General features: G+C 42.2%; 13 protein-coding genes and 1 riboswitch. Of the genes, 10 read left to right on the forward strand and 3 right to left on the reverse strand.

Going from position 1 to position 16,461, the window contains the following annotated elements; genetic code table 11:
* Window positions 1–1,114 precede the first annotated feature (1,114 nt).
* On the forward strand, window positions 1,115–2,149 hold the full coding sequence (locus Xhom_RS42710; protein WP_338063729.1) for a hypothetical protein: 1,035 nt from the start codon (window positions 1,115–1,117) through the stop codon (window positions 2,147–2,149).
* A gap of 218 nt (window positions 2,150–2,367) precedes the next feature.
* Here Xhom_RS42710 and thiQ read toward each other — a convergent pair whose 3' ends face one another.
* The 3 genes from thiQ to thiB are packed head-to-tail and all read right to left on the reverse strand — an operon-like array spanning window position 2,368 to window position 5,655.
* A complete protein-coding gene (gene thiQ, locus Xhom_RS06540; protein ID WP_069317924.1) occupies window positions 2,368–3,069 on the reverse strand; it encodes a thiamine ABC transporter ATP-binding protein ThiQ in 702 nt (233 codons plus the stop codon).
* Window positions 3,062–4,666, reverse strand: coding sequence for a thiamine/thiamine pyrophosphate ABC transporter permease ThiP (thiP, locus tag Xhom_RS06545; RefSeq protein ID WP_069317925.1), 1,605 nt, complete (start codon window positions 4,664–4,666; stop codon window positions 3,062–3,064). Before thiP ends, thiQ begins: the two co-directional genes overlap by 8 nt.
* Window positions 4,642–5,655: a thiamine ABC transporter substrate binding subunit gene (gene thiB, locus Xhom_RS06550; protein WP_069317926.1), complete on the reverse strand. Its 1,014-nt coding sequence runs from the start codon at window positions 5,653–5,655 to the stop codon at window positions 4,642–4,644. The genes thiP and thiB overlap by 25 nt, the downstream gene beginning before the upstream one ends.
* A gap of 101 nt (window positions 5,656–5,756) precedes the next feature.
* A riboswitch (TPP riboswitch) is annotated at window positions 5,757–5,861 on the reverse strand.
* A 116-nt stretch (window positions 5,862–5,977) separates the two neighbouring features.
* Between thiB and rppH the strand changes: the two genes are divergently transcribed.
* The 9 genes from rppH to recC all read left to right on the forward strand — a co-directional run bounded on the left by rppH (window position 5,978) and on the right by recC (window position 16,449).
* Complete coding sequence (rppH, locus tag Xhom_RS06555) at window positions 5,978–6,508, forward strand: RNA pyrophosphohydrolase (protein WP_069317927.1); 531 nt, start codon at window positions 5,978–5,980, stop codon at window positions 6,506–6,508.
* A 10-nt stretch (window positions 6,509–6,518) separates the two neighbouring features.
* A complete protein-coding gene (gene ptsP, locus Xhom_RS06560) occupies window positions 6,519–8,765 on the forward strand; it encodes a phosphoenolpyruvate--protein phosphotransferase (protein WP_069317928.1) in 2,247 nt (748 codons plus the stop codon).
* Between the two features lie 272 nt (window positions 8,766–9,037).
* Entirely contained in the window at window positions 9,038–9,928 is an 891-nt protein-coding gene (lgt, locus tag Xhom_RS06565) for a prolipoprotein diacylglyceryl transferase (RefSeq protein WP_069317929.1), read from the forward strand.
* Window positions 9,925–10,719, forward strand: a complete 795-nt coding sequence (gene thyA, locus Xhom_RS06570; RefSeq protein ID WP_069317930.1) for a thymidylate synthase — start codon at window positions 9,925–9,927, stop codon at window positions 10,717–10,719. The genes lgt and thyA overlap by 4 nt, the downstream gene beginning before the upstream one ends.
* Window positions 10,720–11,033: 314 nt before the next feature.
* Window positions 11,034–11,576, forward strand: a complete 543-nt coding sequence (locus Xhom_RS06575; RefSeq protein WP_232326174.1) for a prepilin peptidase-dependent protein — start codon at window positions 11,034–11,036, stop codon at window positions 11,574–11,576.
* Window positions 11,573–12,184, forward strand: a complete 612-nt coding sequence (locus tag Xhom_RS06580) for a prepilin peptidase-dependent protein (protein ID WP_069317931.1) — start codon at window positions 11,573–11,575, stop codon at window positions 12,182–12,184. The genes Xhom_RS06575 and Xhom_RS06580 overlap by 4 nt, the downstream gene beginning before the upstream one ends.
* A gap of 2 nt (window positions 12,185–12,186) precedes the next feature.
* Entirely contained in the window at window positions 12,187–12,660 is a 474-nt protein-coding gene (locus Xhom_RS06585) for a YgdB family protein (RefSeq protein ID WP_069317932.1), read from the forward strand.
* On the forward strand, window positions 12,657–13,040 hold the full coding sequence (locus Xhom_RS06590) for a prepilin-type N-terminal cleavage/methylation domain-containing protein (protein WP_069317933.1): 384 nt from the start codon (window positions 12,657–12,659) through the stop codon (window positions 13,038–13,040). The genes Xhom_RS06585 and Xhom_RS06590 overlap by 4 nt, the downstream gene beginning before the upstream one ends.
* Window positions 13,033–16,449 carry an exodeoxyribonuclease V subunit gamma gene (gene recC, locus Xhom_RS06595; protein ID WP_069317934.1) on the forward strand — a complete coding sequence of 1,139 codons (3,417 nt, stop codon included), beginning with the start codon at window positions 13,033–13,035 and terminating at the stop codon, window positions 16,447–16,449. The genes Xhom_RS06590 and recC overlap by 8 nt, the downstream gene beginning before the upstream one ends.
* Window positions 16,450–16,461 lie beyond the last annotated feature (12 nt).

Below are 16,461 nucleotides of genomic sequence, written 5' to 3' on the forward strand. Positions count from 1 at the left end.
TTGATAAAAATCATTTTCGTTCATTAATTCAAAAAGTCTATCTAAAATTAGCCAGTTTTGATACAAGTTTCCACGTAGCAACAAAAGTAAGTTGTGATATCCGGTAAAAATAAAAAAACACTCTGTTGTAGGGTATCTAACGTACAAGAAGGGAAACTCACGAACGGATTGGCAAAAATCATGGACTTGATCTATTATTTTTATCCGTTATTTGTAAATTACAGAAAGAGAGTGGGATTTATTGAGTCAATTATTATTTATAATGTATTTAGTTATACCTTGGTAATGTTAACCGATTTAAATTACTTCAAATAAATTTAAATTATTATGAATTAAGTATTATCCTCATTGTATTTAATTGCCTTTTTCTATAGTTTTTATGGAGTGATATGTTTACTGAAGTTTTTATGGAAAAATGAGTGTTAATTGCAAATGGTAAATCGCGATGAATAATTCCTATAAATTGGCTCAATCAGATATAAAATCTTTAATTTTATTTATATCTTTCATATTACTGTATCTGTTACCTGGTATTTATGGGCATACTCCCTGGAAACAAGATGAAAATTATAGTTTTGGCATTATTCAAACTATGTATGAGACAGGAAATTGGTTGGTAACCATGAATGCGGGGCAACCTTTCATGGAAAAACCCCCCTTGTATTATTGGACAGCCACTTCATTCATACATCTCTTATCCCCTTGGTTGCCGATGCACGATGCCGCCAGAACCGCTTCTCTACTGTTTTCAGTGATCAACTTTTCCTTTTTTATCCTATTGTCCTGCCGTGTCTTTAATGTTAAAAATTTCACAGATAGTCGGATCTGGATTGCTTTCGCCCTGTATGCTAGTGCTCCTGGGTTGGTTCGCCACAGCCATGACATGTTTACTGATACCTCATTGATAGCAGGAACAACTATTGGTCTATATGGTTTATTAGGATTAATTAGAAACGAAAAAAGAGGTTATTCCTGTTTATGGCTGATCATAGGTACAGCCATGACACTGTTATCGAAAGGGGTTTTTATCCCCGGGCTATTATGGCTTTGCCTTCTTTTGGCACCTGTTTTTCTTAAACGTTGTCGGACTAAACAATATTGGCTGAGTACCTTATTGTCAGGCTTTATTGCGCTGGCCTTAATCCTGCCGTGGCCAATCATGTTACTTATTGAACATCCTGATTTATTTAAAGTTTGGTTATGGGATAATAACATAGGCCGTTTTTTGGGTTTTTCTGTAGAAGATCTTGGGGCCAGAGGTAACCTGACGACGATCCCTGAAGCCGTGTTATTTTTCTCTCTGCCATCAGGTATATTGGCTTTTATCTTTATTTTAAAGTATCCGATTAAAACTTTATTGGATGAACATTATTTTCTTTGTGCGGCCTTTGTTGTATTAGGCGTTATTCTATTACAAATATCTGCTTCTGGCCGTGCCTTATATCTCTTGCCTTTTATTGCACCAATGGCAATTTTGGGAACGGAAATTTTCATTAAATTTCCTGAAGTAATCTATAAATATTTAAGCAGATGTTTTTCTATCATTTGGTTTATTCTGATTGTCTTTTTATGGGCTTGTTATTTTTTGGCGTTTTCCAGCGATTATAAACACTGGTTAACACCACTTGGTCGATGGCTGCCAATGAGTTATCAGATGCACTTTTCGTGGTTTATATTTATTGTTGCTGTTTTGATTACGGTTATATGGGCAGCTAAACGTTGGCTAATCTCTAAATCTCCTGCATTGCAAGCCGCTCAGAATTGGGTTCTCGGTATTGCTACTGTTTGGGGACTTGTATTTACATTATTTATTGGCTGGATTGATTACTCTAAAGGTTATCAAGAGGTATTTCTTGACCTAAAGCAGAAGTTGGCAGATGAATATCAAGATAATCACTGTATGGCATCATATAACATTGGAGAGTCCGAAGCCCCAATGCTTTATTACTATGTACATATTTTACATCAACAACAGAATAGGTTTGATGCTCCTCAAAAATGTGATTGGTTGCTTGTTTTATCCGAAGAGATAGAGCCGGCTCCCAAGGGTATGGTGTTATTTTGGCATGGTCACAGGCCAGATGAAGATCGTGAAAATTTGGTTGTTTATAAGAAAGTGGAATTGGGTTATACAAAAAGCAATGAGTAGAGCGTATTGGACGAGTGGCCGTTTAAACGGCCACTTTTAAATAAAATAGTGATTGCACAAAATCGTAGACAGGATCTTTATTGGCTGCTTCTTGATAATACTGATTGGCGCCGATACGGCAATCACCGAGAAAATTTTATCTATTTATTACCTCATCAGCATGATTTCTTTTTGGTATCCACACTATTTTGGGTATCCAAACTAAGTGATTTTTGGCTTTAAATAACGGTTACTCCCAAAATCGCTGCCTCAGGTGCTTCTCCATTTATTAATTTTTCTGTTGCACCATCATAATGAATCTTCCCATCGACAATCAGCAAAGAGCGCGGGGCAATTTTCGCTGCATCATCAAGATTATGGGATACCATCAATAAAGTTAGCTGACGTTCATTACAAACCTGATCTAACAGCCCCAACATTTCATTACGCAAAGCAGGATCAAGTGCCGAAAACGGTTCATCCAACAATAGAATAGGTTGATGGCGGACTAAACAGCGTGCCAATGCTGCCCGTTGGCGCTGTCCGCCTGAAAGTTGGGAAGGGAGTCGAGGCAAATATTCTTCCAGCGAGACCTGCATGACAATTTGCTGGAGTGTGTTTTTTTGCTCGGTATTCAATCGCAGACCGGGGTGTAACCCTAAGCCAATATTTTGTTCGATAGTCAAATGGGAAAACAGATTATTTTCCTGAAACAGCATCGAAACTGGTCGTTTGGAAGGTGGGGTCTTTGTATGATTTTCACCATCTAACCAGATATCGCCTTGTTTTGGAAATTGAAAACCGGCCATTAAACTTAATAATGTGCTTTTACCTGCTCCGCTTGGGCCGAGGATTGCTATACGTTCGCCAACCTTAACGGTCACATCAAACTGCATGGCAAGATGTTCATAAGTATAAGTAACATTTTCAAGTTTAATCATAGCGTCGGCTCGGCAGGTGTTCAATAACAGTGAACAGAATGAAACAGAGAAGGAGTAGCAGAAATGCGGTTACTGCACCGTCCTGACTACGATATGCCCCAATTTGCTGATAAAGATAGAAGGGCAGGGTACGGAAATTTTCGTTGCCAAATAATGCGACAACACCAAAATCCCCGATAGATAAAACACAGGCGAAAGCCAATGCTTGTGCCAGTGGAACTCTCAGTGCCTTGAGCTCAATCCAACGCAGGCGATGAATACCCTGAATATTAAGGGAGCGACACAGTGGATTATAGCGCTCAGCCAGATCACGCATAGGATTATCTAATACTTTCAGGGCGTAGGGGATAGCTATCAGTGCATTGGTTAAGATAACCAATATATAAGGTGATTTAGGTATGCCAATGGTGGTGTTGAGCAGAATGAAAAAGCCAGTGGCAAGGACAATTCCCGGCATGGCAAGGATCAACAATCCACTGATTTCCATTGCTTGTCCCCAGCGAGGCGAATGACGTAAACGCAGTTCGCGGCTGCTCCAGAGTAGCATCATGGTGAGAACAATACACAGAACCCCTGCCCCCAACGCAATAATGATGGATGTGGTAAAGGCTTGCCATAAAGCTGGCTGGTGTAATACGGTAAAAGTACCGCTATTCAGTCCATCTGCAATAACGGCTAACAAAGGAGGGAGCAAAATCAGTAACGCAGTGCTAATAAGTAAGCCATCAATTAATTTTTGCAGCCATGAATCTTGTGGATTATGCCACTGCTGCTGATGACCATATCCTACAGAAAGCACACCTTTAAGCTTTTGACTCATTAGCACCAGACCAAGACAGCAAAGTAGCTGAATAAGTGCAAGCAGGGCAGCATGAGCGGGATCATAGTCGTAACTGAGTGCCTGATAGATAGCCAATTCAATTGTGGTTGCAGCAGGGCCACCTCCCAGAGCAAGCACGGTGGCGAAGCTGGCAAAACACAGCATGAAAATCAACGCCCCTGTCGGCAAAATTTGGCGGCGCAGATAAGGCCACTCCACAAAACGAAAATGTTGCCATTCACTCATGCCTAGTTGCGCTGCGAGTTGCCGCTGCTCGATTGCGATATTTTCCAGAGATTGCAGCAGTAACCGCGTTGCCATCGGCATATTGAAGAAAATATGCGCTAGTAAAATTCCTTGTAGGCCGTAAGGTGTAAAACGGTATTCAATGCCTATCCATTGGGCGATATTGGCCAGCCAGCCAGTTTGACCATAAACGGTAAGGATACCAAACAGAGCGACCAAAACAGGCAGGATCAACGTCATGGCACATAGGCGCAGAAAAAGTGCCTTTCCTGGAAAATGGCGACGGTAAAGTGCCCGTGCCAGAAAAATGGCAGGGGTTACCGAGAAAATAGCAGATAGAAATGCCTGCCAGAAAGTGAATCGAATGACATGCCAAAGATAGCTGTCATTCAAGAACTCCTGCCAATCACTTTCAGGTGCATTGGACCACAGCGCTCCGAATGCTGATAGGGCAACAATAAATAATAGGCCGGAGGCAATGATCCCCGGCAATAACCAACCCGCAATTAACGGCTGACAGCGCTTTGCCATGTACGGATCCATTTTGTACGGTGTTTCGCTACATCATCTGCATTGAATTGCAGGGATTTATGAGGCACTGGAAGTTGCTTAAAAACGTCAGGTAGAGGAATGTCAATCACAGGATACATCCACTGAGTTGTTGGGATCTCTTGCTGAAATGCTGGTGAGATCATGAACTCCATGAATTTTTGTGCTAATTCAGGTTGCTTACTGGTGGCTAACTGAGCAGCCACTTCAATCTGCAAATAGTGCCCTTCTTTGAAGATAGCCGCCGCATAATTATCTTTTTTTTCTGACATAATGTGATAGCCCGGTGATGTGGTATAGCTCAGCACCATATCGCCTTCGCCTTTCAGAAACAGACCATAGGCTTCACTCCATCCCTTAGTGACAGTCAGTGTCTTTTTTGCCATTTTTTGCCATTCCTGTGCTACTTTGTCTCCGTAGAGTTCCTGCATCCAGAGCAGCAGCCCCAAGCCCGGGGTGCTGGTACGTGGATCTTGATAAATAATTTTCCAATTCTGGTGGCTATTAATTAATTCATCCATACTTTTGGGAGGATGAGGTAAAGTATTTTTGTTGTAAATGAAAGCGAAGTAACCGTAATCGTAAGGAATAAACGTCTTGTTATTCCAGGTAACGGGTAATTTCAATTTTGCGACATCGACATGACTTGGTGTGAACAATCCGGTTTGCTGTGCAGCCTGAATCAGATTGTTATCTAATCCTAATACGATATCAGCCGATGTTTTTTTGCCTTCCATCCTCAGACGGTTTAACAGTGATACTCCGTCTTCTAGAGCAACGAGTTTCAGCTCACAGTTACATTCTGCTTCAAAGTTTTTTTTAATGGCAGGCCCTGAACCCCATTCAGATGCAAATGAGTCATAAGTGTAAACTGTTAATGTGGGTTTTTCCTGAGTCGCCTGAGCAAAGACACAGGCAGAAATCAATAGTGTACTGAAGGCAATCAAGCCGGAAAATAATTTCTTAAACACTTTGCTCTCCTGTAGTAATTAATTGTAGTAATTAACATGAGTTATTAGAAGATTGGCAAAGGATCTGAGATGGTGATAAATGAAAATTATTCATTTATATCAATTGGTAGCGACTCAAATCCCTACGCCGGCACTAACCGGTTCAGGTTCGACGGGTTTGTTCTCAGCAGCATTGTTTCACAACATCAGCACCCCGTTGAGATGGCGGTATTGTAGAGACTTCGGTTACGTCTGCAAAGTCCAATCATATAGGTTTACCGCTTGAGGTGAGTGTGAAACAATTAGCTATCTTTTCAAATTTGTTTTATCGAGAGGTAGTCTGGTGATCGATGATGATGGCTACCGCCTGAATGTAGGAATTGTAATTTGTAATCGCCAAGGTCAGGTTTTATGGGCCCGTCGTTATGGTCAGCATTCCTGGCAGTTTCCTCAAGGGGGTATCAATCCAGGGGAATCACCGGAACAAGCGATGTATCGCGAATTGTTTGAAGAAGTTGGTTTAAATCGCAAAGATGTACGGGTTCTCGCATCGACCCGTAATTGGTTGCGTTACAAATTACCCAAGCGTTTGGTGCGTTGGGATACAAAGCCCGTTTGTATTGGGCAAAAGCAACGTTGGTTTTTATTGCAGTTGCTTTGCAATGAAGCAGATATTAATGTGCAGCGCAGTAATACGCCAGAATTTGATGGTTGGCGTTGGGTCAGTTATTGGTATCCAGTCCGGCAAGTGGTTTCTTTTAAACGGGATGTGTATCGCCGTGTGATGAAAGAATTTTCTTCCATTGTAATGCCAGTACAAGAGTCCGTTTCACAGCTACACTCACCTTATTTACATCGTCGTAGAAGAAGCTAGGTAACTTGTTATGCTCATGCGCTTACGGGAAATTGTCGAAAAGGTTGCCATGGCAGCCAGTTTATCTGAAGCGCTTGAACTCTTGGTCAATGAAACTTGCCTGGCAATGGATACAGACGTTTGCTCTATCTATTTGGCGGATCATCAGCGGCAGTGTTATTACTTGATGGCGACCAGAGGTTTGAATAAACCCAAAGGGCGAGCAATCAGTTTGGCCTTTGATGAAGGCGTTGTAGGAGAAGTCGGGCGTTTATCTGAATTGATCAATTTAGCTGATGTCCGTGACCATCCGAGTTTTAAATATATTCCCCAAGTGAAAGAAGAGAGCTTACGGGCTTTTTTAGGAGTACCGATTGTTTATCGTCGCCAGTTGCAGGGAATATTGATCGTTCAACAACGTGAACGACGGCTGTTCAATGAAAGTGAAGAATCTTTCATGGTTACACTGGCGATGCAGCTTGCTGTTATCCTTGCTCAGGCACAAACAAAAGGGATATTTGGTCAATATCGTCAGACCCGTATTAAGGCTCTCCCCATTTCGAATGGCATCGTGATGGCGCAGGGATGGCAAGACCGTTCTCAACCATTGCTGGAGCAGGTGTCTGAGGCATCAACCTTGGATTATCAGGCTGAACGCTCAAGGCTGACTCAAGCTCTCGAACAAGCAACAGCGGAATGCCGTCGTATCAGTAAGCGTTTTACGGCGAGTTCACAAAAAGAAAGTGCTGCCATTTTTGACCTCTATTCTCATTTATTAAATGACCCACAACTTAAGCAGGATCTGTTTTATTCCGTCGATAATGGCTTTGTGGCGGAATGGGCAATCAAAACCGTCATTGAAAAATACGCAGCTCAGTTTGCCAGTTTGCAAGATCCTTATATGCGAGAGAGAGCTTCTGACCTGAGAGCACTTGGGCAGCGGGTATTGTTCCATCTGAGTGATTCGTTCACGGATGCTGCTCAGTGGCCGGAGCGTTTTATTTTAGTTTCCGATGAGCTTAGTGCCAATTTGCTGGCCGAAATCCCTCAGGAACAACTGGTTGGCGTAATTGTGCGGGATGGTGCAACTCACTCCCATTCTGCAATCTTGGTTCGTGCAATGGGAATTCCCGCTATCATGGGAGCGGACATCCAGCCGGAGCTTTTACATAACCGGACATTAATCCTTGATGGTTATCGCGGTGAGATCTTTATTGAACCAGAGCCACTGATTGTTAAGGAATATCAGCAAATTATTGAGGAAGAGCAAGTTCTCAGTAAGTTGGCGGAATGCGAACAACAGCAGAAAGCAGAGCTTAAGAATGGGGAGCGGGTGCGGGTGCAACTCAACGCTGGCTTAAGCTTGAAAGATGAACAGCAGATAGCGGACAGTATTGATGGTGTTGGGCTTTATCGCACAGAGATTCCCTTTATGCTGCATAGCGGCTTCCCATCAGAAGATGAGCAAAAGAACCGTTATCAAGAAATATTGTCCCTTTTTCCTGATAAGCCTGTAGTGCTGCGAACACTGGATATAGGTGCTGACAAACAGCTGCCTTATATGCCCATAAGTGAAGACAATCCTTGTCTTGGCTGGAGGGGGATTCGTATCACGTTGGATCAACCGGAAATATTTCTGATCCAGCTCCGGGCAATGCTAAAAGCCAATGCTCTCACTGGTAACCTTAAAATACTCTTACCGATGGTGACGAGTATTGAAGAAATTGATGAAGCTCTCAAACTGATTGATAGGGCGAAAGCTGAGGTTGAACAAGCCATTGACAGTTCAGTTATCATGCCTAAGATTGGCGTTATGATTGAAGTACCGTCTACCATTTTTTTGCTGCCACAGTTAAAAAAACGGGTTGATTTTGTCTCTATTGGTACCAATGACCTAACCCAGTATTTGCTTGCGGTGGATCGCAATAATACACATGTAGCTTCGCTATATGATAATTTACACCCTGCGGTAATTAGAGCCCTGAAACTGATTTTTGATGAATGCCAACGTCTTGATCTGCCTATTAGCATATGTGGTGAAATGGCGGGTTTACCGCTGGGAGCATTAATATTGTTGGGTTTGGGTTACCGATATTTGAGTATGAGTGGCCGAAGTGTTCCTAGAATCAAATACTTACTGAGAAATTTAGATGTTAATGATCTTGATTATCTTATCGAAGAGGTGCTTCAAGCCGAAACCAGCCAGCAGATAAAAATATTATCATCTGAATTTATGGAAACCAATGGGTTAGGGGGCTTGATTCGAGGAGGTATTTAGTCTTAACCCGATGAATACCCTGCTGAGAAGGCCCTTTATCCGGTTGGTGCTTAATCCATCTAGTTGCCTGTGCTATCATCCGCGATTATTTGTTTTAAGTTATTCAAGCAATATAATTTTAATCGCATAAGATAACTTATACTCAATAGATTTATGCCCATTAGATTTCAAGTTATAGCGCAGCCAACAAAACGACAGCTTGAAAGATGAAGGGTATATTCAGACAATAAATATCATTCATTCACACAACATTATTTTTTTAGTGGGGAACGATGAGCACTAGCTATCTGGCATTTCCTAATATTGACCCTGTCATATTTTCTATCGGACCCGTATCTCTCCATTGGTACGGTTTTATGTATCTGGTTGGCTTTGTTTTTGCTATGTGGTTGGCAAATCGCCGTGCAGCAAAACCAAACAGTGGCTGGAATAAAAATGAAGTAGAGAACCTGCTATATGCAGGATTTGTCGGAGTCTTCGTCGGTGGACGTCTGGGTTATATCCTGTTCTATAACCTTCCAATGTTTCTTGATAATCCGCTGTATTTGTTCAAGGTTTGGGATGGCGGTATGTCCTTCCACGGTGGATTGATCGGTGTTATTTGTGCTATGTGGTGGTTTGCGCGTCGTACTAAGCGTCACTTCTTGCAGGTTGCTGATTTCATCGCTCCATTGGTTCCCTTTGGTTTGGGGATGGGACGTATCGGTAACTTTATCAATGGTGAATTGTGGGGGAGAGTTACGCTTGATACACCGTGGGCGATGTTGTTCCCGGGTTCCCGCAGCGAAGATATTGCACTAGCCACAGCCAATTCTTCTTTATGGCCGATTCTGGAAAAATACGGTGTCTTGCCTCGCCATCCATCACAGCTCTATGAGATGGTACTTGAAGGTATTGTCCTGTTTATTATTCTCAATTTATTTATCCGCAAATCTCGTCCGATGGGGAGCGTTTCAGGGTTATTCCTGATTGGTTACGGTATATTCCGCATCATCGTCGAATTTTTCCGCCAGCCTGATGCACAGCTCGGATTGTTTGAAGGGATCAGTATGGGGCAAATCCTTTCAGTTCCAATGATTTTAGTGGGAATTTTTATGATGATCTGGGCATATAAATGCCCGCGCAACAAGACTCGAAACAACAAGGTACAAGAGGCAAAATGAAACAGTATCTGGATTTAATGAAAAAAGTGCTGGAAGAAGGCACAGCAAAAGATGACCGTACAGGGACGGGAACTCTCTCGATCTTTGGTCATCAGATGCGTTTCAATTTGCAAGAAGGTTTTCCATTGGTAACCACCAAGCGTTGTCATCTCCGCTCGATCATTCACGAACTGCTCTGGTTCTTAAATGGCGATACCAATATCAAATATTTGCATGATAATGGCGTGAGCATCTGGGATGAATGGGCTGACGAAAACGGAGATTTGGGGCCTGTTTATGGTAAACAATGGCGCGCTTGGGGCTCACCTGATGGTCGTCAAATCGATCAATTAACGCAAGTTATTGAACAATTGAAGAGCGACCCGGATTCACGCCGAATTATTGTTTCCGCATGGAACGTTGGAGAGCTGGATAAAATGGCATTAGCGCCATGCCATGCTTTCTTCCAGTTCTATGTGGCAGATGGCAAACTTTCCTGCCAACTTTACCAGCGCTCCTGTGATGTGTTTTTAGGATTGCCATTCAATATTGCAAGCTACGCCCTGTTGGTATACATGATGGCGCAGCAGTGCAATCTGGAAGTAGGTGATTTTGTTTGGACAGGTGGAGATACCCATCTTTATAGCAACCACTTGGAGCAAACCAAACTTCAGTTGAGTCGTGAACCACGTGCGTTGCCTAAATTGGTGATTAAGCGTAAGCCTGCTTCACTGTTCGATTATCAATTCGAAGACTTTGAAGTCGTGGATTATGATCCACATCCTGGTATCAAAGCGCCAGTCGCGATTTAAGAACTTATACCTTTCATCATACAAGTTGCAGCTTTGTTGGCTGCAACTCGAAATCCATAGGGTATGCCAAATTGTTAAAGAGCGGGTTTTGCCTGCTCTTTTTACCTTTATCGTTAGCACTTCTCAATACGAAAAATTAGCCATCAATTAATTTTGCGTGTCGTTTCGCAAATAAAATGAAAAAGTCATTTTGTCATTATTTTTCTCTGAAAGCTCTTCGCATAACTCCTTAAATTAACTTTCTGTATTTCAATAAATAAAAGATATTCCCCACAAGAAAAAATACGCCTGAAATAGAAGAAAGGCGGATTGGTATGACAATGATGTTTTATGAAAATAAAGAAGAGAGTAGCAAAGAAGAAAATAGTAATGAGCAATCAGGATTTACGTTAGTGGAGTTACTGATAGCGATGTTTATCATTTCTATCACTCTTTTTTGGGGGATGTATCATTGGGGGCAATATCAAAATCATCTGCGTTTACAATCGGCAATGCAAAATGTGTTGTCTTTTATGGAAAGGCAGCAAGCTCTGGCAAGTTATCTCAATCAGGATCGTACATTATGGTTAGTCATGGGGCAGTCATGGTGTTTGGTGTCTTCTATGACCAAGATATCGGATTGCAATCAAGGTGATGAAGAGAGGGTCAAATCTCCGCATGATGATGTTCGTTTGATATCATCTACGACTGAACGCATTGATTTTTATGGTATCAGAAATACGGCTATGCCCAACAGTTTTATGCTGTCAAATTCTGCTGGTGAAATTAGCGTAGTGATTTCTGGACGTGGGCGGATCAGAACTTGCAGTAATACTATTAAGCAGCTTCCTAATTGTGAGGGAATAAAAAATCCATGATGTCGACTATTTTCTGTTTTAAACAAAAACAGGCCGGGTTTTCTTTGCTGGAAGTTGTGGTGGCTATGCTGATCAGCAGTGTGATTTTTGTTGCTATGACGAAAACCTATCCGGTTTTATCAGGCCAGATTCTCGATCTTTACCGGAAATATCGGCTTCATTATTTGGTGAGCAGAACGGTTTATTTGATGGAGAAAGATATTCGGCGAGCTGGTTATTGTCAGGATAGAAAACAGTGTAAGGGGGAGTCATTAGTCATTAAAAATAAGAATGCAGAATCAGTTAATTCTTGTTTTATTGTCGCTTTTGATCTCAATTTAAATAATAGGTGGGAAAAACCCGAACATATTGATTCCGAATTTTTTGGTTATCGTTTAAATAACCGATCGCTTGAATGGAAAAGAGGAGTAAATAATTGTCAGGAAAATGGTTGGGAAAGGTTATTTGATCCAAAAGAAATCGTGATTGATACCTTTCATCTTGAAAAATCACGGGTAAAGGGAGGGATAATTTTTATCACTTTATCCATTAAGGCTCATTGGCTGAAATCTCCATCTATTGTACATCGTTATCAAACGACAATTCGGTTGCGTAATATCAGGGAATAAGGATGGAAAGACAGAAGGAAAATAAGCAACAGGGAAATATTCTATTGATATCAATACTGATGTTATTGGCATTGAGCTTAATGATGTTGAAAGCACTTCATTATCAGCGGGAAAATGCGATGCTCATGATGATGGATGAACAAAATTATATGCATGCTTTTCTACGGGCTGAGTCGTCGTCACTGACATGGGGAAAAGTGCAAGCATGGCAGGTTAATCAGCAAGAGATGGAAGGCTGGCTTTGTTTGCAGCAAACTGAATTTCATTTAAAAAGCTGCCTTAAGCACTATTCGGGTAATCATTTTCTATTAAAAGGCGTCGCTCAATTTACAACAGGGGAAAATCTTGAACTTTATCAATGGATGGAACAGATGAAATACCCAAATCAAGATACACTTATTCCTATTAAACTCATTCCCGTTGCAAGTGGTTGGTTGGATTTTTGCCCTGTTCCTCAGGCCGAATTTTGTTTATGAAAATATTCCATCAGGTTGGGCGACAAGAAGGTATGAGCTTGCCGGAGGTTATGGTGGCATCTGTCGTATTCGCGATCTCTGTATTGGGTTTGATGCGTTACCATCAGGCATTGTCAACGAGTTTTCAGCAATATTGGGTACAGCTTAAGGTGGTCAGAGATGTCTATAACCAATTGGAACAATATGAGCAGTTGGACGGACATCCAGAATTTGGAAAGGCAACGGGGAAAATGGCCTCACCGCTGGGATGGAAGGCTGAATTTCAGCGAGAGTTTCACTTTTCGGGATGCTATCAATTAACGGTTAAGTTGACATTACATTACAATAAACCAAGTAAATTAGAGCGCTGGATTTGTGCAAGTGGGGGCAGTGATGTTTAGAGTTTATCATTCAAATCAACTCGATATTCTCAAAGAGTTGATGGCGATATTGATCGGGGAAAACCCACTTTCTGACCCATTTGGCAAAGACGTTATTCTGGTTCAAAGCCCTGGAATGTCTCAGTGGTTGCAGATTCAACTGGCAGAGAAACTCGGCATTGCAGCCAACATGGAATTTCCACTACCGGCGACCTTTATCTGGCAAATGTTTACGCAAATATTGGCTGATGTTCCCAAAGAGGGAGCCTTCAGCAAAGATGCCATGAAATGGAAGTTGATGAGGCTGTTGCCGACTCTGTTAACAGAAACGGAATTTTCGGCGCTCAGCCATTATCTAGACCAAGATATTGATAAACGCAAGATCCATCAACTTGCTGGCCGAATTGCCGATCTATTTGACCAATATCTGGTTTATCGTCCGCAATGGCTGGAAAGTTGGGAAAACGGTCAATTAGTTGATGGGTTGAACAGCAATCAATTGTGGCAAAAAAGATTATGGTCTGAACTGACAGAATATACCCGCGAGTTACAGCAACCCTTGTGGCACCGAGCCAATTTATACCGTCGATTTGTTTCAACGTTGGAAGAAGGCAGCTTTCGATTGGAAAGTTTACCTTCACGTATCTTTATCTGCGGAATATCAGCATTGCCGCCAGCTTATTTGCAGGTTTTTAAAGCATTAGGGCAACATATTGATATTCATCTGATGTTTACTAACCCGTGCCAATATTATTGGGGGGATATCCAAAGCTATGCGTTTCTTTCCAAGTTAAATAGCCGGAAACCAAAACATTATAAAAGTAATCAGCTTCTGGAGAGATTTAAAGAGCCAGAAAATGCAACGTCACTTTTTAATGAAGAGGGCGAGCAAAACCTGAATAACCCACTACTTGCCTCTTGGGGAAAATTGGGGAGAGATAACCTTTACCTGCTGTCACAGTTGGAGCCAGATTCTGATGTACATGCTTTTGTTGAATTGGAACCCGATTGTATCCTGCATCAAATCCAGCGAGATATCCTGAATCTTGAAGATTATGCCCAGATTGGCTCTACGGAAAACACCTTTCAAAATAGTCTGAAAAAGCGGCCATTTGATGATGCAGATCGTTCATTGACTTTTCATTCATGTCATAGTCCACAGCGAGAGGTGGAAGTGTTGCAGGATCAGATCCTTCATTTATTGGATGATGATCCCTCACTGAAACCGAGGGATATCATAGTGATGATGGCTGATATAGACAGTTATGCACCCTATATTCAGGCTGTTTTTGGCAACGCTCCGGATGAGCGTTATATCCCTTTTGCTATTTCTGATCGTAAAGTTCGTCAAGCTCATCCTGTCTTACAGGCTTTCATTACCCTGTTGGATTTACCACAGAGTCGATTTACCGCTGAGCAAGTACTGGCATTATTGGAAGTACCAGCTTTAGCCAATAAATTTGCTATTCAGGAAGAAGGGCTGCGTTTGCTGCGGCGTTGGGTGAAAGAATCCGGGATTTGCTGGGGATTGGATGATGACAATATTGAAGCATTATCTTTGCCTGCAACTGGGCAAAATACTTGGCGTTTTGGTTTGACTCGAATGTTATTGGGTTATGCGATGGACAGCCACGCTGGTCCGTGGAATGGTGTTTTGCCATATGATGAATCCAGCGGTCTTGCTGCCGAGTTAGCGGGTCAACTGGCTGAATTTTTAATGGAACTAAACCTTTGGCGTAAGGTTTTAAGTGAAGAGCAGCGGTTGGTTGATTGGATGGCAGTGTGCCCGCAATTGCTGGAAACTTTTTTCGAATCGGATGATGAAATTGAATTGGTGCTGGCACTCATTACTCAGCAATGGCAAAAAATCATTGATAATGGCCTTAACGCTCATTATGACGAAAGTGTTCCTTTAGTGCTACTGCGTGATGAATTAGCATTGCGTTTTGATGATGAAAAGATAAGCCAGCGTTTTCTGGCGGGGTCACTTAATTTTTGTACCTTGATGCCAATGCGTTCCATTCCTTTTAAGGTCGTTTGCTTGTTGGGAATGAATGACGGGGTTTATCCGCGCACAATACCGCCGCTTGGGTTTGATCTTATGACAGACAAAGCTCAGAGAGGGGATAGAAAACGACGCGATGATGATCGCTATCTTTTTTTAGAAGCATTGGTATCGGCTGAGCAGTCTCTTTATATCAGTTATATCGGTAAATCGATTCGAGATGATACTGAGTGTAACCCATCCGTGTTGGTCAATGAGTTACTGGATTATGTTTGTCAAAGTTTTTGCCAATCCGGTGATGAAATGTTGAATGTTGATGACAGCGCAAAGAGGGTCAAAGAACACCTGATTTCACAGCATACGCGTGTTCCTTTTGCAGCGGAAAATTTCCTGCCTGATCACTATCCACAAAGTTATGCCTCAGAATGGTTGCCAGCGGCGACGCAGCAAGGGATATCAGTTACGGATTTCTGCCAGCCGATTGCGTTTGACCGTAGTGAAATAAAAGAAATTGCACTAGATGAATTGATCCGTTTTTATCGCCATCCTGTCCGGGCGTTTTTCCAGCAACGGCTAAAAGTGCATTTTGTTATTGAAGAGATGGAGCTGCCTGAAGAAGAACCTTTTGTACTGGATAATTTGCAGCGCTATCAGTTTAACCAGCTTCTGTTAAGTATTTTAATAGAAGAGGGGTCACCTGAATCGTTGTTCCATCACCTCCGGGCATCGGGTGGGTTGCCATATGGGGCGTTTGGTGAAGCGTATTGGATGGATCAATTGGAATCCATACAACCATTGGCGAATAAAGTGCGTGAAGAAAGAACTGACTCCTATCCCATCGATTTACACGAGCAAATTGGCGATGTGATATTGACGAGCAAAATCAATCAGGTTCAGCCCGATGGAATTTTACGTTGGCGTCCAGCGAACTTAACGGCCAATGATGGTATCCAACTATGGATTGAACATCTTGCCTATTGCTTTTCAGGTGGTACGAGTGAAAGCCGCATGTATGGAACGATAAAAGGGGGGAAAAAAGAGGGTAACAAGCTGACAGAGTGTCGTTTTTTGCCACTGGAACAGGATGAGGCGGAAAAATACCTAAGTCGGATGATAGAAGGCTATTTTCAAGGAATGTCTGTCCCTCTTCCCCTGTTTTGTCGAAGTGGCTGGGCATGGTTAGTGGAATGCTTTGACAAGGAAAGTCAGGAAATTGATTTCAGTGAGGAGGCTCAACACAAAGCTGAAAGCAAGTTGATGGAGCAATGGCTAGGAGTACATGACAGAACAGGAGAAAGCAGCGATCACTATGCACAGCGAGCTTTCCGGCAAGTTGATCAATCACTTTTGGAGCGTATGAAGCGCGAGGTCCAGAGCTATTTGTTGCCTATGGCTCGCTATTCAAATGGCTCGTTATTCAAATAAATAGGGAGAATA

It is taken from the genome of Xenorhabdus hominickii, from assembly GCF_002632725.1.
Classification (GTDB): domain Bacteria; phylum Pseudomonadota; class Gammaproteobacteria; order Enterobacterales; family Enterobacteriaceae; genus Xenorhabdus; species Xenorhabdus hominickii.